Raw genomic sequence first — 23347 nt, 5'->3', positions numbered from 1 at the left:
AAATGAATGTCCACTCCAAGATACCTTCATATTTTATTACTAAATATAGGTATTCTTTTACCTTTAATTCAACCTTTATAACCTATCCAATTTTTTAGTAGACAATACCAATATTTTTTTATTTATCGGATATCATTCTTTGTTTTTTTGAAAAAGGTGGGACCAATTATCTCCTGTTTTTTGAAAAATTTTTTGTCAATTTAAAATCCTAATACTCTGATTTTCATTGGATATTAAAAATCATTTTATATATTCGAAAAGTGTTTTTATTAGTCGAAAACTGCATTTTATTTTTTAAAAGCTAGTTTTCAAGAATTCTAAATGGAATAAAAAATTATTTATTTTCTAGTTTATGAACAAGATTCGTAACGAATTAAAATTATTAAAAAATCCACCAATGAAAAATCTCTTTTCAGTTGGCAAGTGGCTGATTATGATCTTGCTGTTTGCACAAAATCCAACTTTTGCCCAGACTGTCAAACTTGAGCAAGGCCAGAACGGGGGTATTGATCAAGAGCCCGTAAACCCAGTGAATTGGGCAACGGGAAATTCCAATTCGGGCAATAGCCATTTCTTTGAAGGTCAATCCATCCCCTATCGGATGACCATTTCAAAGTTACGGGAGGGTACCCATACTGTTGAAATTGAATGGGATACTCGTACAAATGACAAAAGCGCCATCGACTACATCACAAGTTTCGATAGAATCTGTGAGGAGGTTATTCCAAGCGAAGGTCTTCCAAGTTTTGGAGTAATACCAACACCGAATGGAATACCGCTGCCTTCAGGTAGTTTTAATCAACTATCAGCTGATGAAAGAAAAATCGCAATATATGGCGGTACAATAGTGGAAGATGGAATCAAATATGTGCGGCAAGACAATACTTCAGCGACCAGTGCAGTAACCAGATTGAGCATTTCCTTTACTGCCGGCGGGAGTAATGGGCCAAATAATACGGTAGTAATCGCCTGGGGTGGTCATATTGCCAAAGCGCAAGATTGGGGCGAGGGAAATTCGGCTTCAAGTATCAACGGTTCTCCCTATCATACCCGGGTAATTTCTGTAAATGGAAAATCTGTAGGAAGCCAGGACAGATCTGTACAGGCTGCCTCCGAAGTTATCGACTTTGATACTGAGTGTATAATCAAGGGGGAAAAAGAGGTCTGTCCTGGAGAAGTTACATCCTATTCAGTACCTCCGGGATCAGATGGCTATACTTGGGCAGTAACGGAAGGTGGGGAAATAACTTCAGGTCAAGGCACTAATTCAATAACAGTGAAATGGACTGGTTCAGGAAATGTATCAGTAGATATTGACAATGTGGGCGCATGTGAACCTACATCCTGTAACCTTGATGTTGTTGTCAACACTCCACCAACCTTATCGGTTGTGGACGCCGTTCTCTGCAGTATAGAGAATGGTGGAAATACTGCCATTGCGAGTTTATTTGATTTTGTCGACGTGAGTTTTGGGGATTTGATTTTCAAACGGAATGGAAATATAATTGAAAATCCAGGTGAAATTCTTGTAACAAACGGTGAAAAGATAGAGGTCACAGCAGCAGGAGGTTGTGGCAATACCGAAACATTCGATATAATAGTAAATGATCGTCAGAAATTTGGCATCTGCTCACAAGGAAAAGTATATGAACCTATTGGCTCTGAGTTAAAAGCCTTAAATGCAATTTTCAGACAAGGTCAAACTGTTGAGTCAAACGAAGTTTTCTACATCTTCGGAAATGAGGTTTTGATTGAGGTAATTTATTTCAAAGAAAAGTTTACAGAAGCTAAGTTAATTCTGGAAAGCTTGGGATTTACAGCACCAAATGAAGAAGAATTAAAACAGGATCCAAATTCATTGATTATAGCAGGTTTTATCCCTATAGAAAACCTTTTGATACTCAACGATTATTTTGAAATATTTAATTACATACGACCAGCAATCCCGGGCGTTCCCAATAAAGGAGCAACAACTACTCAAGGTGACCGGGTTATGCGTTCCAACCTTGTAAGAGCTGGATATTCTCATTTTGAAGGAGACCAACCCATCGATGGTACTGGAATTAAAATTGGAGTACTCTCCGATAGTTATGCCACGCGTACTGATGCTGGCGTGAATACCTTAGAAACTGATATCACCAATGGTGATTTGCCTGGAAGCCTATATTTTATCAGAGACCTCCCAAGCAGATTTGGTATAGGTACAGATGAAGGTCGGGCCATGTTGCAGATAATTCATGATGTAGCGCCCGGAGCAGAATTAGGTTTCAGAACGGGAGTAGTTACCGCAGGGGATTTTGCACAAGGTATCCGTGACCTAGCAGCGGCAGGCAGTGATATCATTGTTGATGATATTACTTATGTAACTGAACCTTTCTTTAGTGATGGTAAAGTTGCAAAAGCTGTCAATGAAGTGGCTGCCAACGGGGTTTCGTATTTTACTTCTGCCGGTAACTTTGGAACAAAATCCTTTGAAGGGGTATTTAATCCAGTTGATGATCCATCTATTGAATTACCACTAAATAGCGGTCAATGGACAGAAAGGGGTCGAGTCCATCGTTTCGAGGATGGCCAAACTACCCAATCTATCAAGGTGTTTCCCGGACAAAACGGTCCGGCAGTCTATATGATTGCCCTTCAATGGGATGATCCTCTGTACTCTGTTGACCAAATAGGAAGTTTATATGACTTGGATATCTATCTCAAAGACTTCGGTGCGCCGCTGTTTGGTTTCAACCGTGATAATGCCAATGGAGATCCAATTGAAATACTTTCTTTCACCATTACAGAACCAACCACCGTTGACCTTTTGATCGCCAGGGAATGCGAAAGCTGCACTGACTTAGATTCAAATACCGGGATTGAATTTAAATATGTAGTATTCAGGGGCGAACTAGATCCAAATGATCCAAATGGCATTAATGCTTCCACAATTGTAGGTCATGCCAATTCAGAGGGTGCCATGACTGTTGGCGCAGTACTTTATGCCAACACCTCTGTTTTTGGATTTAACCCAGTATTAGTACCAAGTGGAACTGAACCATTTACAGTTGCCACATTCTCTTCTCGCGGAGGGACAACTACAAATGGCGTGATACGAGACAAACCGGATTTCACGGGACCAAATGGTGGAAATACCACTGTGAATCTTGGTGCGCCTGATTTAGAAGGTGACGGATTCCCTAACTTCTTCGGAACATCTGCGGCTGCACCACATGCAGCTGCAATAGCGGCTTTAGTGAAACAAGCCAGGAACAAATATTACCCTGAAACAGCACCTGAGGGATGGGAAGTACCAGGATCAACCATATCCGACGATATCCGGCGCGTATTGAAAACCACCGCCCAAGATATGCATGAAACGGGAGAAGATATCAAATCCGGTTCCGGACTTGTCCGTGCAGATAGAGCATTGCTTTCTCTTGCTACACCAAATCCAGATAACATCGAACTTGTCTTTGAAGATGGTATCAATCCTGGTGAAGTTGAGTTCAAACTGAAAATAACTGGGACAAATCTATACGAAGGTTCAAATGTATATTTAAGAAATGAACTTTTAATTGCTACCTACGGAATCGATGAATTTGGCTTTGGTTTCCTTGAGGTCACGATTCCGGAATTTGAAGGCAATCCTGATATCACAGTGGTTAACAATGCCATTTCTGATAGTGAATTGGATGGAGGTACAGCTGGACCTGTTTATTTCTTTGATATTGTTAAAAAGACTATTGCCATCCGTGCAGATGATACGAGCAAAAAGTTTGCGCAGATCTTGGAGCCGTTTACAGCAAGCGTGTATGAAAGGGTTGACAATAATTGGGTGCTAAGCGCTCTTACTCTTGAAGACGTTGGGCTTACTTTAGGTCCCATAAGTGATGGCAGTACATTGCTTCCGCTTACTCTTTCCAGTCCAATCAGTGGTGACTTGGCGGAAGTAGGTACTTATGTGATAACAGCCTCACATCCTCAGACAGGTTTTGCTTTTTCAGATTTCTACAATTATGTAGGGGTATTACAGGAAGATGGAAGTCTTTTCTATGATGGAACCAGTGATGCTTTTGGCAATTACGGTCCTGGTATCATTACTGTGGAAACTTTGCCTGTCACCATTAAACCAATTGATCTGACCGGAGATGCTTCTTTAGAATATGGTGAATCCATCAGCGATGCCATCAAATACGAAGTGATCATTGATGAAAATGATGCAGCCAAAATCCTTGATGTGGATGGATTGAAAGCGTCAATTCTCAGCGATTACCAGGAGGTTTTGGAAAAGGCAAAACAAGAGGGTGACGACAGTCTTCCACTAGGCTTGTTTGACACAAATGGCAGGACTCTAATTAATAGCGAATTGGAAAATCTGAGTTTCATGGTAAGTGGTCGAACCCTAATCAATGGTCGAACTCTAATCAATGGACGAACTCTAATCAATGGCCGGACGCTCATTAATGGCAGGTCTTTGATCAATTCTATCATAGATGTTCCTCTAGGTTCTTTTATTGATTACCTGGATAATCCCAATGAGCAGAATTTACTTGGTGCAGAAATTAACGGAAGGACTCTAATCAATGCCAGAACACTCATCAATGGACGTAGTCTGATCAACGGACGTACCCTGATCAATGGACGTACCCTGATCAATGCCCGTACGCTGATAAATGGCAGAACTCTCATCAATGGCCGAACCTTAATCAATGCAGAAAGTGGCGGAGAGGATATTGAGGAACTTGACAATGTGCTCATCATCTTCAAAGAAAGTGATTTAGCCGAGGCAAATGAGGTTGAAGTTAACAATATCAAGTATTATGATTTTGGAGAGACTACTGAAGAGAATTCAGATGAAAACTTAGAGTTTTTCTCTATCACTTTGGTAAGTGGCACGGGAGTTGGAAACAACTTCATTATTCCGGGAACCTTTGATTCACGAAATCTGAATGTTTCTTATTTACCTGGAAGCCTTGAAATAATTCCGACAGCACTTACCGTTAGTACTGCTGCTGATCCTGCTGAAATTTCTTTTGGAGACCCAGACCCTGTCTATTCTTCTGAATTTGAAGGTTTTGCCTACAGTAGTACATTCTTGGACAGCAATGGAAATGAAGTAACAGTTCAGGACAATCAGGCTTCTGTTATAGAGAAGATCGAGTATTCACTCATCCAAAATGAAATAGCCTATCCTAGTACAGGGCCTATTGCTATTGGAACTTACAGTATCCGCCCTGAAGTCACCTTGTTCACGCCTTCCAATTATTTTATAGATTTGGAAAATTCCACATTTGGAACCCTTGATGTTACCGGATGTATCAATCAGGCTGCAATAATCGGTGAATTTGAAACCGCAAAGGGTGCCGGAAACACGAGCAATCCTGCAACGATAAATAAACCAGCCAACACCCAAATAGGTGATATTTTGGTAGTAGGATTGATGTTTGAAAAAGGACAATCACCATCAATTACTCCTCTTGACAAAGATTGGATATTGATCCAGAGAGTGAATGAAGGAAACCAAGTTGCCATGGCTACCTTCTACAAAGTGATAACCAGTAACAATGAACCTGATACATATGGGTTCCGAATCAATCAAAGTCCAAAATGGACAATGGGAATCACAAGAGTGAGCGGTGCAGATATCAATCATCCTGAGGGACCAATAGCTGCTTTTAGTGGGAATTCAGGAGGCAGAACCCTGGTTGCCACAGCGCCTTCACTTACCACAGAAGATTGCAACAACTTGGTAATGCTCTTTTACACCAATAAGAAAGATGCTACTTGGACTCCTCCATCAGGGACGATTGAAGTTTACGATGATCCGAATAATCAACAGGGACTTACCTCAAATATGATGGCATATTTTATTCAGGAAGAGGCTGGAGCAACAGGTGATTTGAGTGCAATCGCTTCTTCGGGTGAAAGTTGGGTTGCTCAGGCAATAGCTATCAGACCACTTAAAACTACCTACGCAAATACAGCTAGGACTCTACCTGAGGAAATGGATGAAAATTCAGTTTTGACAATTTCAGACAGGCCTACAACACTAGAGGTAGCTGGCACTTCGGGACAAATCAAAGCATATCCAAACCCGGTAAGTGACCAATTGAATATCAGTCTTAAAGGTTTTGTTGAGGAAGAGCCTTCTGACAATTCCTTTGTTATCCTTGATGCGATGGGCAGGTCCCATTTTGTACCAAGAACTTGGTTTGGAGATGAAAGCCGTCTTGAATTGGATTTCTCCAGAATGCACAAAGGGTTTTACATTATCAATATCCGTACCCTGCATGGCATCAAGACCATTAGAGTAATGAAACAGTCCCAATAAATAATTGTCAAACTTGTTTTAAAAATTAAAGGATGGGAGTTTTTCCCATCCTTTTTTTATTATTAATTCTTGATAGTACGTAATCCTATCAGTTAAATGTTAAATCAACAGAACTTATAGTCAACTACTTCAAGGCACCTTATATCGGAATTCGGTCTGATAAGAATAATGACAATCTACCATAGGGCCAGAAAATCAACTTTCTATTTCTCCAATTTCCCAAACAACCAATCTTCAATTTTTTTGCCTTGCTCGGGATAGGTCCAATGTCCGGTTTCCGGAACGATAAAAACTTCCTTAGGTGCTTTGATTTCATTATAGGCTGAGTAGTATGAAGTAGGCGGACAGGTTTCGTCATTGAATCCCCAAGTATAAAAACCAGGGGTCTGAAGGATTCTTGCAAAATTGACCACATCATAATAGGCCAATGTTTCAATTACCTCAGGCCTGTTGTAATACTTCAGATTATTTGGAGCAAAAACATGTGGCCAACCACCTGCCCTGCCGTTCAGGTATCCAGTCATATCACTTAAAGCAGGGTAAACAGCAGCCAGATATTTTATCCTGGAATCCAAAGCCGCAGTTGTGATGGCCAAAGCACCTCCCTGACTTCCTCCTTGTACCGCCAGGTTTTTACCATCATATTGTGGCAGGGAAACTAAAAAATCCACAGCCCTTATACAACCAAGATAAACTCTTTTATAATAATACAGGTCTTTATCTGTGTTGTTGAAATTCCAATATCCATTCAATGCTCCTGACATCAGGTTATTGTAAACTTCCTGAGGCATATCTACTGGTATCCCATGAATCCCGATCTGAAGCGTAATTGCACCTCTCAAGGACTTTCCAATATCTCCGCCATAGGGTCTGATTCCTGCACCGGGAACATTAAGTATAGCTGGAAATTTCCCTTCACCTTTCGGAATACTTAGAATTCCATAAATCCTTGAATTCCGAATATTCTGAAAACTAACATGGTAAACATCAATATGTTGGGAACTTTTTTCAGGTAAATGGGTCATTTTATAATCCATGGAAACTTGGGCCAATTCCGCCTTGGCCTCGTCCCAAAATGAATTGAAATCCTCCGGCATCTTCACTGTAGCCTTTATTTTTTCCGGTTCAAAAGCTGCAGTTCCGATACCTTTGTATTCCTTTCCGTCAATGGTGGCATAAACTTCACATCTAAGGAAGCCGGGATTTTTCATGGTAAACTTTTGGGTTTTTCCTTTTCCATCCTTTAAGCTAAGCGTACCTTCTTTGATCGGAGCCATTTTTTCCTCCATGACAGCGTATCTGACATGCTCTACAGGTACAGGTACTCCCGATTGGGTGACTGAAATGGAAAATTCCACATTTTCTCCGGTTTTGTAAGTCCAGTCTGTTCTGTCAGGAGCAACAGAAATATCCAGGTATTGCTTTGGAATCTGGGCTAAAGAGAAATTGCAAATGCTAACTGATAGCAAAAGAAGAAATAATGCGTTTTTTTTGAAGAGATTCATATCGGGGATTGGGGATATTGGTTAAAATTCAAACCAATATACTCAAAATCCCTTTTCCAGAGGCCCTACCTTTTCAGATTTTGCAACTGTTCTTCACTTTCAACAATTATTTCATTGTATTGCAAGGTCCAGCCCAATGATTTGGTAAGAATAAAAATATTCGCCAGTTCGCTCATCAACCTATCCTGAGAATTTTCCAATAGGTTGGATTTGTCCACTTTTTCTCTGATCCTGGCATTGATGGTACTTTTGATTTTGTTATAATCAGCCGCCCCGAATTTGTTGAAATAGTCCTGGGTCACGTCATAATATTCAATATCAGGGTAGATGTTGATGACAGGTTCAGGAATCCTTTTGAGGATTACTGTTTTATTTTCCTGGTCAATTTCTGTTTGCATTTGGCGGAGGTCATATTCCACCGTGACTTTGGCATTGGCAACTACCAAGGCTTTCTTATCAGAAGTCATCAGATTCAGAAAGAGGTTTTGGGAGTTTTTATAAGTAAAGACTTGCGAAAAATAACCTTCCGTCACAATCAATTTCCCCACCTGCTCGATTTGTTGCTGAATTAAGGAACTGCTTTCAAGCATTTGTTCTTTGGAGTCCTGCTTGTTGGACCAAAGCCAAAAACCAGCAAAAACCAACACAGCAACCATAAATCCAAAAACAAACCTATTCATAATTCCAATCAGATCAGATCTAAAATTGGATAAAAAAACATGGGAAACAAACATCTTGTGAATAGAAAATTTTTAACAAATCTATTTTTCCTTTTTTCAGACTTATTTGCTTCTATTCTCCTGATTGATTGTTAATTAATCTGAAAACAAACTGTTGGATTTCCATCTGCTTAAAACCAAATTTTCACGGATGATTTTCTGGATAGATTTTATGTCTTCATAGTTTACCTGCCTATTCTCAAAAATTTTTGCCATTTCATTAAGTTGCCGGATGACCTCTTCAAGTTCGGTGTCTTGGATCCCTAAATGCTTGAGTTGTCTGTTTTGTTCTACCATCAATGCCAGCAAACTCCAATTTTTAAACTCTTCATAGAGGTATTTTTCTTCTTTTCCCGAATCCTTATTGATCCCCAAGGCAAAATTCTTGGCCTCTTCCAAAGTAGAAAATTCCTGATCCCAAACTCCTTCCGGTTCTTTTTCTTTAATCAGTTCAAGAGATGCCAGCACCCTGTCAAATTTGAAACTGATCTCATTATCCAGTTTCTCTATGATTTCACCCCTGGTTTTCTCATTTTCCTGCTTGACCTTATAATCATCGTACACCTTTACCCCTCCTGAAACAAAAATTGCCGACAATACCCAAAGTCCAAATTTGCTGTTGAAAAATGAGTATACCATCCCTAACCCGAATTTTCTGGCCTTTTGGTATTCCAGCTTATCTTTAACTTCAAACTTATAAGTTTCTACAAGTTCTATGCGTTTTTTTTCTTCTTCTGAAAGCATAGGAGCACAATAAAATTATTTGAAAATTGTAATGAAAATTAAAAAAAAACTAACCAATAATTATCGCTTTGATCCACTTTTCCACCTCATCCAGCCATTTTATATCAGAAGTGCGATTGATCATTCCAAATCCATGACCACCTTCTTCAAAATAAGTAGTCGAAACAGGAATATTGAATTTCTTCAAAGCTTCTTCAAAAACGTAGGAATTCTGCACACTCACCGGATCGTTTTTGGCGTGGACAAGATAGGTTGAGGGTGTATTGGAATTGATCTGTTTCTCATTGGAATAATAATCCTTCAAAGCCTGCGTAGGATTTTCACCCAATAAGTTTTGGGCTGAACCACTGTGACCTATCTCGGGTTTAAAACTGATCACAGGATACACCAAAATCATAAAATCAGGTCTTAAGCTTGTCCCCTTAGGATTGGGGATGGTTTGGTTGTTGTAATGAGTGCCTGCAGTAGAAGCCAAATGCCCACCGGCAGAAAATCCCATAATTCCGATCTGATCCTGCTTTATATTCCATTTTTCAGCATTTTCCCTGACCATTAAGATGGCCTGTTGCGCATCCTGTAAGGGGCCAATGGTTTTGTCAATCATGGTCTCATCACTTGGAAGTCGGTATTTAAGGACAAAAGCAGCAATTCCTTTTTTGACAAATTCTTCTGCCACATCCGAACCTTCATGACTGGCTGCCAATATCCGATAACCTCCACCTGGACAAATAATCACCGCCTGACCTGTCGCATTTTCCTTAGCAGGAAGATATGCCGTCAGCGTCGGCTTGGTCACCTTGCTGATCCTAAAAATTCCATTTTGATCAGTTTCTGAGTTTTCTTCATCAGGAACATCAATGGAGTTGGGGATGGGATCATTGCCGTAGAGGGGGTAGGTGGTCTGGGCAGAGACCAAAAAGGTCAAACAAGACAATGCAATCATAACGAGCAAGTGTTTCATGATGGAATATAATCCTGATTTTTCTCAAATCTTAAAAAATACCCTCTTTTTATAAAGAAAGTAACACAAATACCACATTGCTCCCAAAGTCAACAATGCCGTCAATATCCCCAATATGGCATCTGAAATGCCCAATGGTTTCAAAAATCCAACACTGAAAATTTCAATAAACCCAAATAACCATCGGTGCCCTAACACTTCAGCAAACAAGTAGATGAATATGGAATTCATGCCCACCATGATAAAAGCAAATGCCCAGGATTGTTGCTTTTTCATATCCACCAACCAATAGAAAAATGCCAAGGCCAATAATGCCCATCCCCCTGAGGCCAACACAAATGAACTGGTACTGATTCTTTTGATAATGGGTGTGATTTCCAATAAATCCAATCCGTATCCTGCGACCAAACCGATAAATCCTGCAATGATCAGGACTTTTATTTTTTCCTGATCTGTCTTTTTGGACATGAGCAGGTTTCCGCACATGGCACCCCAAAGGGTATGGGCTGCAGTAGGAATGCAGTTAATGGCCACCCATCCCCCATTGTTAATTTTCCCCATCAAAAACATATCGGTGTAGGAACCGAAATTCTCCCCCATCACAAAAGGGGAATCCGGGGCATAGGATCGGTAAAGAATTTCCGTAAGGATCAACAAACCAAATGAAACTGCTAATTGGATTTTGAAGGGCTGTCTGATCAGAAAAAAGGTAAGGAGGATGGTAAATGAAAGTTGCGTCAGCACATTCCAAAGTTCAAAGACTAATTTCTGATTGTACACGCAATGCAAGCCGGTGCCGAAAAGAAAAAGTAAAAAGCAGCGTCTCAAAATATGCTTCGTCACTTTCTCCCTGTCTCCTGCAATTGCCAACCTTTTATTGAGCGAAAAGGGCATTGCCACCCCGACGATAAACATAAAAAAGGGCTGAATCAAATCCCAAAATCTCAGGCCATTCCAGGGATGATGGGTGAATTGGGTAAAGAAAGTATGCCCTAGGCTTTCTGAGGAAAATGCATTCAATAATGTCTCATAAACGAATGCCGCTTCGGCAATCAGCAAAAACATAGTCATCCCTCTGTAGGCGTCCAAGGAAATCAAACGCCCTGATGAAGAAAGGTTATCTTGACCCATATTTTTAAGCCTCTTGTTAGTTATTGATTGCTGAGGATCATTCTTCGGTAACTGTAGAGACTCGGTTCACCACTATCCTGTACCTCCAAAATAATATGCAGGGATTGCCCCTCATTCAATTTTGGCATTTCAAAACTTTGCTCATCTGCATAGGGATTGAAGAATTCCAGTTGCCCATTGAATCCCCCAACTTCTTTGTATATCCACCAACGATATTTGACCTGATCACCATCAGGGTCAAAGGTGCCTTTAGCAGATAAGCGTACCGTCTTTCCTGCTTCAATTTTACCTTTGGCCAATGCTTTCCCCTCATTTCCGTTCAGCATGATCATGGGGTTGTGGTTGGCTGCTTTGTAAGTTTGGGCAACATTCCAGTCCATTCTTGCTGCAAAATCATGTTGGAAAGCTTTTCTCCACCTCCAAATAGTAGCCTGATTGGAAGCTTCCTTTCTACCGTCTGACAATATTACTTCATCCTGAGTATTGATAGAAGAAGTCCAGATTTTGTCCACTTCACCATAAGATTTCCAAAGTTCATACCTTCCTGCCCAACCTCCCCAAGCAGGGCTGTTGTACCAAGCAAGCCCGTTATTGATCAAACCTATAAATGAGGGCGTATCTCCTTCCATAATATATTCCAAAGGAATGTAATTGGCCCCCAAAGGACCGTGATTATCCCGGATATTTTCCATCAACCAAGGATTGTCCACCAATTCAAAATCCACCATCGGCGCATTTTTATACCACCTGTCTCCAGCTATCCCTGTCCAAGTCGCTTTGTAATACTCCCGCCAATTGTCCCCCGCACTTGCATCCACGATATAGAAAATACCAGGGAAATTATGCCTGACCCAAGGTCCTGCAAAATCCTGATCGGAAATGGTATAGATCCTTAACTTGTCCACAAACTTTTTCACCTCTGTCTCTGATCTGGTATTTTTCACTTTCCAAAGTGCCTGTGCCAGACAATTGGCCCCGCCCCATACTGATACCCAAAGCGGCCGATCATCAGCTCTATCCACAGCTTTGATCAGCATTTCGGAACCGGGAGAATCCTTTCCTTCCCCTACCCCATCCATACTGTAAAGCGGCAAATGTTCCGAGGTCACCGCCATCAGATCATCCATGCTCGGAAATCCATCAGCATGTTTGTCCAAGTTGGTTTTAACTTTCCCATAATTATTAATCAATTCAGTGATTTTATCCTTTCGGACCTGATTTCGGAGGTGGGTGGAAGTGGTCGCCACGATTCCTTCAATGTCATACTCATTGGCATAGACCAGAAAACGGACCAGTGACTGTTGGTCATCCGGTTCGTTGGTGATGTCCGTCAAAACAAAAATCCGTTGTTTGACAGGTTCTTCAAAGGTCAAAGGAGTTTGGGCGGAAGAAAACCCTTGGCAAAATAAGAGGAGTAGCGTTGCAAAGTATTTCATCATGGTTGTTTTGGATAGGTTTAATGAAATTTGTTGAATATAAAAAAAATGATCAAGAGTGTTTCAATCTTATCTCCCAAGATTTTAAACTACTTAAGTCAAAGGCCTTACATTTCTTAATGGGACTGTTTACCTCCCTTGAGTTCTTAGGTGTATTTTCATTTTCAGCAACGATTAAAACCACCTGAATTCCATCAGGGAAATCCAATTTCAAACTTCTCTTGCCTTTTTTTCCCTCAGCATTGAAATGAATTGGGCCCAATACAGTATGGTAGGACAACTTCAGCTTTTCCAAATTTCCCAATTGGGGTCTTATATGAACTACCTTTGCCCCGGGTTCGATAACCTCTATTCCTGCGAGACACATATAGGCTGCAAAAAAAGGAGCAATTCCTGCATGACTCAACTGGTTTTGGGAATCAGGAACTGCATGCCAACTTTCCTGAATAGTATTGTTTTCCTGAACCGAAAGCATTTGATACCACCTATGATGAAAATCCTCCAACATATAGGCTGTGTTTCCTAATTTGGCCAAAGCCCAATAAGGCCAAATGGCATTGGCAGGATAACATCTACCGAGCCTCTCCGGCTTTTCAGTCAATTCTTTTAAAAGGGCGGGGGCCTCTGAAGGGAGCATAAAGTCGCCCAAAACATAATGGGAGAGGGATCTTTCGCAGGTCCGCTTTTCTCCGTCTTCTTGATGCCAAGGCAAATTAATGATCAGGATATCCTGGGTTGTATCCCAAAAGATTGTCTTTACTTTGCCTGCCAATTGATGCGCCAATTCATCCATTTCTTTGGCTTTATCTTCCAACCCAAACTGCCTCGCAAGCGGTGACAGCGCTTTTTTCATCATACTGGCCGCATAAAGATTGTAGGCGCATTGTTTGTCTCTGATGTTTTTGTAAGAATCTGTATCCATCCAAACAGCTGCTACTCCCAGATTTTCAACGGGGAGTAAGCCGTCTTCTTGAATTGATTTTTTTAAGAATTCATAAAAAACCATTAACCTGGGAAAAGCCTCTTCCAAATCCTGCAATTTTCCCGAATAAAGAAAATGATGCCAACAGTCAAAGCAGAACCCTATGCTATGGTCCAATAAAATCCCCCATGGACTCAGATCCAATTGCCTTTGGGCTATCCTGTTTAAGCGGTCGTAGGCTGGCCAACTGTCCATAAAAAATCCACCTAAGGTGAGACCTTGGCTATAGGTATCTACAAAACGGGCAGGAAGCAAGCTTTCACCAAATCCCATGTGCAATGCATGAAGCATATGCCCTATGTCGCCGCTATATTGTTGTCTTTCTCTACCAACACAATCTACAATGGTTTCATGGCTGTTGTTATACACCGTATTGATACAAGCCTGGAGTAGGATGTTGTAAATCGGGTCACTGCTGCTTACTTCTGCCTGATGGGGAAAATCATTCATCCTCCTTAAAAATCCAACTTTGGAAACAGTGACATCACCTTTGGATTGATGGATATGGAGTTGAATCCATTTGACACTTTCATAATCAAAGGTGGTCAGGAAATTCAACCCCTCCTTACAAATAAACCTTGTCCAAGAGTTGAAATTGTTATTGATAAGGGCAGGTCCTCCATCCGCTACTATTCTATGGCTTTGTTGTACCATCAGTTCAACAATCGTTCCTTCGGAGCAATCAATGGAAAAATAAGGCCAGCCTATCATTTGTTCTTTCCATTCAAATGATAGGACTAATCCTTCATTGGCAAATTCAGGAGACTCAAAAGTCCAAAATCCTTGATTAGAATTTCCAGAAGCAATAGCCTCTTTCCAAAAGAATGCATCTTTTGTTTTTAGGTCAAAATACTCTTCAACAGGTTTTTTCCAAGTGAGTATATGGACCTCCCTCAATTCCGGACTTCCTGCTTTCCTGTCTTTGATCATAGGAACAACCCTTTTCCGAAGTTGGGTATTTTGATTGCCGCCACTGTCATACAAATAATCTGACATGGAAGTACTCATTGCTGTCTTCGCGCTTTCCCCTGTCAATTCAACTGCCTGGGCCCAAGAATCATCAACCTCAAATCCACTGGAATGCCATCCTTCAGGGTACTTCCGGTTATCAAAAACTTCTTGTAAAGACCTCAAATACCAACGCTTGTATTTTCCCAGAGGCCAGCTTTTTGCAACCTGAACCTGCCAGTTTTGGTCAGAAACTATGATATCCTGATCTCCATTAGCATTTTCAATTTTTAAATTGAAAATAAACCCTGCTTTACCTGCAGGCCAGGCACCGTCCCCAAAACCATAATAAAGGACTGTTGCTCCGACCACATTTTCTCCGGTTTTCAAGAATTCACCAATATCCAATGGATCAGCTTCGCTAAACCTTGGGTCAGCCGGAGATGGTCCAAATTGAATCCTCTGACCGTTTACATACAATACATAGCGGCTGTCCCCAAGAATCCAACCTTTGGCTGACTTGATATCCCCTGAAATTGTAAATGACCTTCTAAAATGAAAAAAGGAATTGGGGAGTACCCTTTCACAAGGATACCATATCCATTTTGCAGGATAGAGGTCCAAGGTTTTCCTTTGGGGGAATTGATAAGGTTTGGCTTTCAACTTTTTGTCAAAAATATTTTTTGACAAGTCTTCATTGCCCCAAACTATTCTCGTAGGAACCACCGAAAATGCTCCGGATAAAGCCATCAATCCAAGGAAATCACGTCTGGAAAAAGTCATGGGTAGAATATTTTCATAGGTTCAACTGTTAATTGGCTGGAATTTAAATTACATAAATTCCAGCCAATTCTACAATCCTATTTAAATTGGCTTTTATAGAAAAAAATAAAAGGGATCCTCAAGAGGAAACAAGATACTTTATTGCAAACTTCTATAAGACCCTTGAAGAGATTATTCAAGAAAATCCAAAGGTGTCAATGATAAGAAAACTCTTATAATATTTGATATAGGTTAAAATTAGATTCCGATTACTTTTTAAGGATTTTGTGAATAGATTGCTTTTTCCCCTGAAATAACCTGAACATGTAAACTCCAGAAGGCAAATTTGAAATATCCATTCTATATCCCTCCGAAAACTCTTCAAATTCAATTGGATGAACCCTCCCGGCCATATCCACCAAATCCGTAGACCTGATTGCCCCACTGATTCCTTTCATAAAAAAGTAATTGTCGGCCGGATTTGGGTAGATGATTACATCTCCGCCGATTTCCATCCTTGTACTGCTCACAACAATTGTGATCTCATCAGAGATTTCGCTGACACAATCATCGACACTTACCTGTACAGAGAACGTTCCGAAAGAAGATACTTCCAAACTTTCCCCTGTAGCATCAGCAATCAATTCACCATCGAGAAACCATTGGTTACCCACGGAAGAACTTGATGACAAAATCACCGAACTGCTTCCTACTCCGGTCATGCTTATGGCCGGTTTAGCTGGATTAACACAAAACTCTCTATTGATCGATTCCGCAGGAAGGTATTGGTCATTTCCATTCTGACTTGCGATGACGGATGCCATTCCCGGCTTCAAAAGCGTAACCATGTTAGCTGCGATACTCAAGTGATCATTTTCACTCTCAAAAAAAACTTCCAATCCGGAATCAGAAACAGCAGTCAATGCAAACGGGGCATCTCCCATGGTTTTATCCTCAATCTGCCCAAAAGTAATTGACTGTTCAAGTTGGACTTGGGCAATTTCGCCCTGACGGATATTATCAAAATACCAAGTATAATCCGGAGAACCATTCCCAACATTACCCAGATCAAAGATCACTACTATTTTTTTATAGCTGATTGAAGGGTTGAAACCACTCATATCAAAAGTGATATCCACCCACTTTTTTGATTCAGGTATGGTCACCTCTTTTTCGAAAGCCTGCCCTCCATCAAATTCATTTTCAAATTTTAGCAACATTCGGGTATTGACTCTTGGTGCCCAAACCGAAACAGTAAAGTCAGTGCCTTTCGAAAAATCAATCGCAGATGTCTTCGTAATAAAGGCTCCACCCCAAATTTGCCCTGAATTCTTCACCATCTTTGCCACTTTGGAACTTTGGTTTCCATTCAAATCCGGATTGTTGATTACCGAAAGGTCACCACCATCAAAATTCGTAATCAGGCTATTCCAAGTAAAATCTTCCTCAAAAGTCATTGGAAAATCAATATTCTGACTTCCTCCGGAACCTCCACCATTACCATCATCAGTACCCTGACAAGTACCTACCACATAAGAAATCCTCTGACCCGAATTGTTTTTTTCTCCTTGGGTTGGATGGGAATAGGTATAATAGAAATACACCGTGCTTCCTTCAGGAGCATTTATCCTAAACGGCACATTTGGTCTTACCCCATATCCGGGGAAATTACCATTCGCCGATGTTCCGTAATACAGAATCAAAACCTGATTCCCCATTCCGGAAATCGTAGGGATAAAGGTCAGCGTAGGATTACTGGCATCATCTGAAAATTCATACCTGAAATCTCCATTTTGGGAAATCCCACTACAGGAAGGTGCTTCAGTAAACCGGATGAGTACAGGTGCAGAAGTGGCCGTATTCCCATCGTTGTCTTTGGCTATTGCCGTAAGCTGATGTTGCCCAACACTACCGGACCAACCCACTTTCCATGGTTCAGATGTAGCAGTACCAATGCTACTTTCTCCTGCGAAAAATTCCACCTGATCCACAGACCCATCTAGGTCATTGGCTACGGCCACAATATCAATCGGTCTTCCCTGAATAAATTCCTGATTATTGGATGGTGAACTTATGGCCACAACTGGCGGAATGTTTGCATCATTGCTCACAATCACCAAAACCTGGTCAGAATCCTCGTGTTCCCCATTACTTACTTTCAAACTAAAACTGTATATACCCTCTGTTAACCCACTTATAAGAGTGCTTGAAGCATTGGGATCATTAATTGTAGCCACACTAGGTCCGTATTCCTGTATCCAAAAGTAGGTCAGTTCACCTCCATCAGGATCTGAACCCATACCTGTTAAAGATGTGGTTGCTTCCGGCAAAATCACAACAATATTATTGCCTGCGTTGGCCTCAGGCTGACTATACGGCAACTCTCCTTCATAGGTAAAAGTCATTTTACCTAAGTTCATTTCTCCATTTCCAAAGGATAATCTGAGTATATTTTCTCCACCTACAAGTGGGATTCCCTCCACTGCCCGGGTGTTCCATTTATCCCAGCCACCTGTTGTGCCAACAACAATATTATCCTTGATTTTCTTTCCGTTTAGTTCAAGCCAAAATGGGCCTCCACCACTGGCATTTCCTGAGGCATAGCGGAATTCCATTTTGTACAATCCTGCTTTTTCCACATTCACAGTATATTCCACCCATTCCCCACTTACAATCCATCCAATGGTGGCCCCTTCTCCTGTGATGAATGCAGCATCCACACTTTCTTCTTTCCTGTAATCTCCCTCATTGTTGACCGAAACATCCGAATAGGAAATTCCCTGCCCTTTGCCTCCTTCAAAAACATCATAATTCCCCGCTTCGATTACACCTGGAATTGCCCAAGCTGTTCCCAAATACGGAACTTGATCCCCTACTATTACGGAAACAATATTGGATACTCCCAATTTTTCCCCTTCAAAAATCTTCGCATAAAAATCATGCACTCCCAATGGAAGTTGGGCAGCTTTGAAATTATAGGGTTCTTCGGTCAGTTCTCCGATCTTTTCAGTCCCTCTATAAAACTCGACTTTTGTGGGAGTCCCTTTTTCTATATTCAAACTCAGATCCACGCTGCCATTGACATAGGCTTGATTAAAACTGACAGAAAGTTCACTTTCTATGTCCACATCATTGTTAGTGACCATCGTTCGGGCAGGGGCTTCCAGGCTTGTGCCATCTGAAAAAAGTACATTGATGGGGCTTTTTTCATAGTTATTGACCACATAGGTCCTCACACCATTTTTGGTAAAAACCGCCGCAGTAGGATAATTTGCGGTTACAGTAGCATCCACCCTTCCCATGGCATTCATCGCATGAAGCCAATAGTAGGTTTGGGCATCTGATACTCCGAATTTCAGGTTTCGATTGGGATAATTGTCGTAGAGGTCAATCGCTTTCTGGGGATCTGTAAATGCCAGATATTCCCACATGATGTCATGCCACAAATTGTCATTTGCCTCATTTCTTAAAATCCCTGTATTTGCAGCTATTTCATTCCAAAGCTTGGTAGCATAATCTTGATGATGTCCAAGATAAAGAGAACCTCCATGAATCGGATACAGCTCTATGCCATAAGATGCTGCGATATCATTGGTCCAAAAAGTACCGTTATCGTAGGAATTTCCCCAAACCCTTGACACCAAACTGTACTGCTGTGTAGGTCCAAAATTTCGCTCATGGATATCAAACCAATATTCCTCTATGGCAGTCTGCTCTGTGGTATAAAGATAAATTCCCAGATCCCTGATTTCTTTATTCCCTGTGATGGCCCCCCAATGGATCAATGAGGAATTGAACTGCATACTTTCTGAAGTGGATTCCTGATCATTTCCCTGTGGGAAACTTGCAAAACCATTGGCCCAACAATGCCCTGCATAAGGACTGAAATTTCTCAAAAAAGGAAATAACTCATCACTCCGGTCCGGTGAAGCGGCATCCCGTACTAAGAGATTGACCATTTCACCCCAACCTTCAGCCCATCCCGGTTCAAATTGTTCCAAAAATGCCGCTGCATGGATAAAATATCCCCAATGAAAATGGTGGTCATTCAGGTTGGTGTCCTGCCCATGCCCTGCAGGATAGCCAAGCATGGCTGACCAATCTTTGTTATAGTAAAATAAGAATGCCACCTGTCCGGGCTTGGCAGTCAACCAATCCTCCAATCTTTCTTTGATGGTCGCAATCATCTTGTCACGGGAATCCAAATTACCCATCTCGTGGGCAATTCTAGCAGTCTGAATCAGACGGTTCATCATCTGTCCCTCATTGTAGGAATCAGTCCAGGTACTCAGACCGTCATTTTCCAGTTGTTTCACTTTTTGGTCCAACTCCGCTACACTAAATCCCTCGCTGTAATTGGCCTGATAAGGAAGGGTGGGTAGAATACCATAGTAAGTATTTTCCACACTGAAGGAGGTACTTGCCATGGTTTTGATTTCTCCCCTGACCGAACTGTAACTCAATAGATCCGGTCTTGGTGAATCCGGGGCCAGATTATCCCACTGATGGGGCAATAATCCTATCAAAGGCAAGGTTTCCTCACCTTCTTTGATATCGGTTTCGATAGTAAAATCAGTTCGGATAATGGAAGTTGATTCGTCAAAATTCCAGGAAGCAGTAGTATTGGCAGGGAAAACATAAGCGTATTTCCTATAAGAAAGTGCAGCTTGTGAAAGGCTTGTGGTGGTCAGCGGCAACATGGCCATGGACCAATAATCTTTCCCGTTCAATGTCGATGAAAAAACTTTGCCGCTTTGGGTCCATGTACTTCCTGAAGGTGCATAAAAAACAAAATCCGCTCCATTCCTGGCATTTTCAATCATCAACATTTCACCCGAAATAGTTGCATTCCCTAGGTTGACAGTTATCTGAAGGTTGTCGTCTGTTTCTTTATTGAAATACAAAAATGGCATGGCGATACCGGAGGTCACCTGCAAATGTTCGCCTCCATCATTCCAGTCTATGGTTACCGTCCAATCCGAATAATCCGCAACCGTAGCACGTTGGGCATTCAATCCTGATAGTCCCACCACAATAGGCTCCTGATCATCATAAACACCCCATGGAATATAACTGACTACCAATCCTGCCGGCTTTGTTTTCAAAGCCATTGGATAATTGAAAAGGTTACTCACATGATTGCTCTGAAGCAATAAGGACCACCAATCGTTTGTCGGGACAGGTTTGCCAATGGCATTTTCGCTTAGTTGTGGCTTACCGGGAGGGAATCCGTTTCTTCCTGCCGCATCAGTACCGGGAAATGTTGTGGTATACCCCCCATCTCCTATGGGCACAAACTGGGCAGATACATCCCTATCTGAAAACAAAAAATAAATCATGATAGCACCAAAAAATAATTTTATATTATTTGAAGACATAAGTTTTTGGTCTTGGGTGTATTGAAGATTGATCGCAAGCCCTAAAACTAATCAGGATTGTTTCAGCACTTTGAAAAATGGCTACATCATAAGTACAACATGCCTGAAATTAAAATACTACAATCCCAAAACCATTTTAGCATTAAAGTAAGTGTGTTTACCATGAGTCGGAAATATAATTCCCTCCAAACGTTAGTTTAAATCTCATCAATTCAAATTTTAAACCACAAAAAACTGATTGCCTATTTACCTGATTTATTCCATGGGTTTCACCAAAAAAAATATTTTTTGAAGTATGGAATTCCTTTTTTTTCAAATCTTATCAAAATTCCCTTTTTTCAAATCCACTTTCAAAGTATCTTTTCAGTGAATGAAAAAATGATTGATTTTCCCTTAATACATAAACCTATGCACAACAACTTTCAAAAAAGAACCAAGGCCACATTTCTGTTCTCCAAATTTGTTTTTTTATTATTTGCATTTTCGATTACCCAAACTACTGCACAAGAAGGAAAAACCTGGTTACGTTTTGAAGGGACCTCAGGCCCCGGAAAAGGCAAGCATATCGTATTGGTCAGCGGTGATGATGAATACCGTTCAGAAGAAGGTATGCCCATGTTGGGTAAATTACTGGCACAACATTATGGATTTACCTGTACCGTACTTTTCCCCATCGAACCCGAAACCGGAAATATTGTACCCTCCTATCAAAACAATATCCCCGGATTGGAACATTTGGCCAAAGCTGACCTGATGATCATGCTGACCCGCTTTCGGGAATTACCGGATGAACAGACCAAGTATTTTCATGATTTCATAATGGCTGGAAAACCTATCATTGGATTGAGAACAGCCACCCATGGATTTCATTATGAAAAAAACAAAAACAGTCCGTATGCCAAATATGACTGGAGAAACAAAGACAAAGGATGGGAAGGAGGATTCGGTAGGCAAATCTTAGGGGAAACTTGGGTTGCCCATCATGGCGACCATGGCAAAGAAGGTGCAAGGGGACTTATCAGCGGAATACCCCAACAAGAAGACCATCCTATCTTAAGAGGGGTGAAAGATATTTGGGTGGCCTCGGATGTATATACTGTGAAAAATCTTGTTCCTGAAGCGCATGTGCTTGTTTACGGGGTTCCTACCTCAGGAATGACCGCGGATGCCCCTGTCAATTGGGAAAAATCCCTGATGCCCATGGCCTGGACAAAAGACTATCAGGTTGAGGGAGGTAAAAAAGGCAAAGTATTCACGACTACAATGGGCGCTTCTGTGGATTTGCAAAGCGCAGATCTTAGAAGACTTATCGTAAATGCGGTATTCTGGGGCCTTGATATGCCTGATAAAATTACACCTGACATGGATGTCTCCATTGTAGGGAAATACGAACCTTCTATGTTTGGGTTTGGGACCTTTAGGAAGGGGATGAAGGTTGGGGATTTCAGGTAAAATAGATTTAAGACGTGAGACGTGAGACGTGAGACCACTTGTCCGCCGAGGCGGATGAGACAAGTTATCCGAAGTTTTTAACTTCGGATTCCTGAGTATTGAGTTTTTAACTCAATTCCCCAATCAATTATATGAGATTAAAAACAAAAACAAACATGAATAAAATCGGATTTAATGTATTGGCTTGGTCGGCAAATATGTCAGATGACCTCAAACCTATTCTGGACAGATTGAAGAAAATCGGCTATGATGGAGCTGAGTTTTTTGTCGGCTCGGATGATGTTCCGGCCTATAAACGAATCGGAGAGCATTGCAGAAATATTGGGTTAGAGGTCACTACTGTTTGTGTGCTAAGCCCGGAAGAAAATCTGGTCAGCCCAGAACAAGCTGTCCGGCAAAAAGGTTTGGAAAAAATCAAATGGATTATTGACCGTTCCCATGACCTGGGTTCCCAGGTGCTTTGTGGACCTTTTCATTCGGCCTTCGCTACTTTTTCGAAAGCTGCCCCGCAGGAAATCGAATATGCCCGTAGTGCGGAAATCCTCCATCAGGCCGGAGATTATGCCGCAGAGGCAGGCATCCTGTTGACCCCGGAAGCCTTGAACCGATTCGAATGCTACCTCTGCAATACCATGGAGCAGCTTTCCCATTTATTGAAAATCGTCAACCACCCAAATGTCAAAGCCATGTTTGACACCCACCATGCCAATATGGAAGAGAAGAAATTGGGCGACGCTATACGCAGCATTGGTCCGCGTCTGGCACATTTTCATATCAGCGAAAATGATCGGGGAACTCCCGGTTCAGGCCATGTGCCATGGGATGAAACTTTCGCTGCTTTGGCCGAAATCAAGTACAAAGGTTGGTTGACCATTGAGGGCTTTACACGAAACGATCCTGATTTTGCCAATGCGATTGGGGTTTGGAGGCAGTTTTCAGAGCCTTGGGAAATGGCAGAAAGCGGGTATAAGCTTATTCGGGAAATGGGAGAAAAGCATGGTTTATAAATAGTA

General features: G+C 41.4%; 11 protein-coding genes. 3 read left to right on the top strand and 8 right to left on the bottom strand.

Translation table 11 applies throughout. From position 1 onward, the window contains the following. The first annotated feature begins 397 nt into the window (after window positions 1–397). The gene (locus B9A52_RS09465; RefSeq protein WP_084120094.1) at window positions 398–6316 is read left to right on the top strand and encodes a S8 family serine peptidase; all 5919 of its coding nucleotides are present in this window, start codon (window positions 398–400) and stop codon (window positions 6314–6316) included. 203 nt (window positions 6317–6519) lie between these two features. On the opposite strand, the gene B9A52_RS09460 is transcribed toward B9A52_RS09465, so the two are convergent. From B9A52_RS09460 to B9A52_RS09425, 8 genes are all read right to left on the bottom strand, one after another. Beyond that, a complete protein-coding gene (locus B9A52_RS09460) occupies window positions 6520–7821 on the bottom strand; it encodes an acetylxylan esterase (RefSeq protein WP_084120092.1) in 1302 nt (433 codons plus the stop codon). A 65-nt stretch (window positions 7822–7886) separates the two neighbouring features. Beyond that, window positions 7887–8501, bottom strand: coding sequence for a DUF4230 domain-containing protein (locus B9A52_RS09455; RefSeq protein WP_084123454.1), 615 nt, complete (start codon window positions 8499–8501; stop codon window positions 7887–7889). Between the two features lie 135 nt (window positions 8502–8636). Beyond that, the gene (locus tag B9A52_RS09450) at window positions 8637–9284 is read right to left on the bottom strand and encodes a hypothetical protein (protein ID WP_084120090.1); all 648 of its coding nucleotides are present in this window, start codon (window positions 9282–9284) and stop codon (window positions 8637–8639) included. A gap of 49 nt (window positions 9285–9333) precedes the next feature. Next, on the bottom strand, window positions 9334–10245 hold the full coding sequence (locus B9A52_RS09445; RefSeq protein ID WP_084120089.1) for an alpha/beta hydrolase: 912 nt from the start codon (window positions 10243–10245) through the stop codon (window positions 9334–9336). A gap of 24 nt (window positions 10246–10269) precedes the next feature. Next, window positions 10270–11376, bottom strand: coding sequence for an acyltransferase family protein (locus B9A52_RS09440; protein ID WP_084120087.1), 1107 nt, complete (start codon window positions 11374–11376; stop codon window positions 10270–10272). A 20-nt stretch (window positions 11377–11396) separates the two neighbouring features. Further along, complete coding sequence (locus tag B9A52_RS09435; protein ID WP_084120086.1) at window positions 11397–12812, bottom strand: DUF1593 domain-containing protein; 1416 nt, start codon at window positions 12810–12812, stop codon at window positions 11397–11399. 52 nt (window positions 12813–12864) lie between these two features. Continuing rightward, complete coding sequence (locus B9A52_RS09430) at window positions 12865–15525, bottom strand: alpha-L-rhamnosidase N-terminal domain-containing protein (protein ID WP_084120084.1); 2661 nt, start codon at window positions 15523–15525, stop codon at window positions 12865–12867. Window positions 15526–15773: 248 nt separating this feature from the next. After that, a complete protein-coding gene (locus tag B9A52_RS09425; protein WP_084120083.1) occupies window positions 15774–20882 on the bottom strand; it encodes a glycosyl hydrolase in 5109 nt (1702 codons plus the stop codon). A 408-nt stretch (window positions 20883–21290) separates the two neighbouring features. On the opposite strand from B9A52_RS09425, the gene B9A52_RS09420 reads away from it, so the two are divergent. Together B9A52_RS09420 and B9A52_RS09415 are read left to right on the top strand one after the other, a co-directional pair. Next, entirely contained in the window at window positions 21291–22334 is a 1044-nt protein-coding gene (locus B9A52_RS09420) for a ThuA domain-containing protein (RefSeq protein ID WP_084123453.1), read from the top strand. Window positions 22335–22489: 155 nt separating this feature from the next. Continuing rightward, entirely contained in the window at window positions 22490–23341 is an 852-nt protein-coding gene (locus B9A52_RS09415; RefSeq protein ID WP_084123452.1) for a sugar phosphate isomerase/epimerase family protein, read from the top strand. Window positions 23342–23347: the final 6 nt, after the last annotated feature.

The sequence above is a fragment of the Aquiflexum balticum DSM 16537 genome (assembly GCF_900176595.1).
Taxonomy (GTDB): Bacteria; Bacteroidota; Bacteroidia; order Cytophagales; family Cyclobacteriaceae; genus Aquiflexum; species Aquiflexum balticum.
This window is presented reverse-complemented; position numbering and strand designations above follow the sequence as displayed.

Coding starts and splice junctions, on each gene's coding strand:
- B9A52_RS09420 (WP_084123453.1), top strand. CDS start 21,291: ATGCACAACAACTTTCAAAAAAGAACCAAGGCCACATTTCTGTTCTCC.
- B9A52_RS09430 (WP_084120084.1), bottom strand. CDS start 15,525: ATGACTTTTTCCAGACGTGATTTCCTTGGATTGATGGCTTTATCCGGA.
- B9A52_RS09415 (WP_084123452.1), top strand. CDS start 22,490: ATGAATAAAATCGGATTTAATGTATTGGCTTGGTCGGCAAATATGTCA.
- B9A52_RS09465 (WP_084120094.1), top strand. CDS start 398: ATGAAAAATCTCTTTTCAGTTGGCAAGTGGCTGATTATGATCTTGCTG.
- B9A52_RS09460 (WP_084120092.1), bottom strand. CDS start 7,821: ATGAATCTCTTCAAAAAAAACGCATTATTTCTTCTTTTGCTATCAGTT.
- B9A52_RS09455 (WP_084123454.1), bottom strand. CDS start 8,501: ATGAATAGGTTTGTTTTTGGATTTATGGTTGCTGTGTTGGTTTTTGCT.
- B9A52_RS09425 (WP_084120083.1), bottom strand. CDS start 20,882: ATGTCTTCAAATAATATAAAATTATTTTTTGGTGCTATCATGATTTAT.
- B9A52_RS09435 (WP_084120086.1), bottom strand. CDS start 12,812: ATGAAATACTTTGCAACGCTACTCCTCTTATTTTGCCAAGGGTTTTCT.
- B9A52_RS09440 (WP_084120087.1), bottom strand. CDS start 11,376: ATGGGTCAAGATAACCTTTCTTCATCAGGGCGTTTGATTTCCTTGGAC.
- B9A52_RS09445 (WP_084120089.1), bottom strand. CDS start 10,245: ATGAAACACTTGCTCGTTATGATTGCATTGTCTTGTTTGACCTTTTTG.
- B9A52_RS09450 (WP_084120090.1), bottom strand. CDS start 9,284: ATGCTTTCAGAAGAAGAAAAAAAACGCATAGAACTTGTAGAAACTTAT.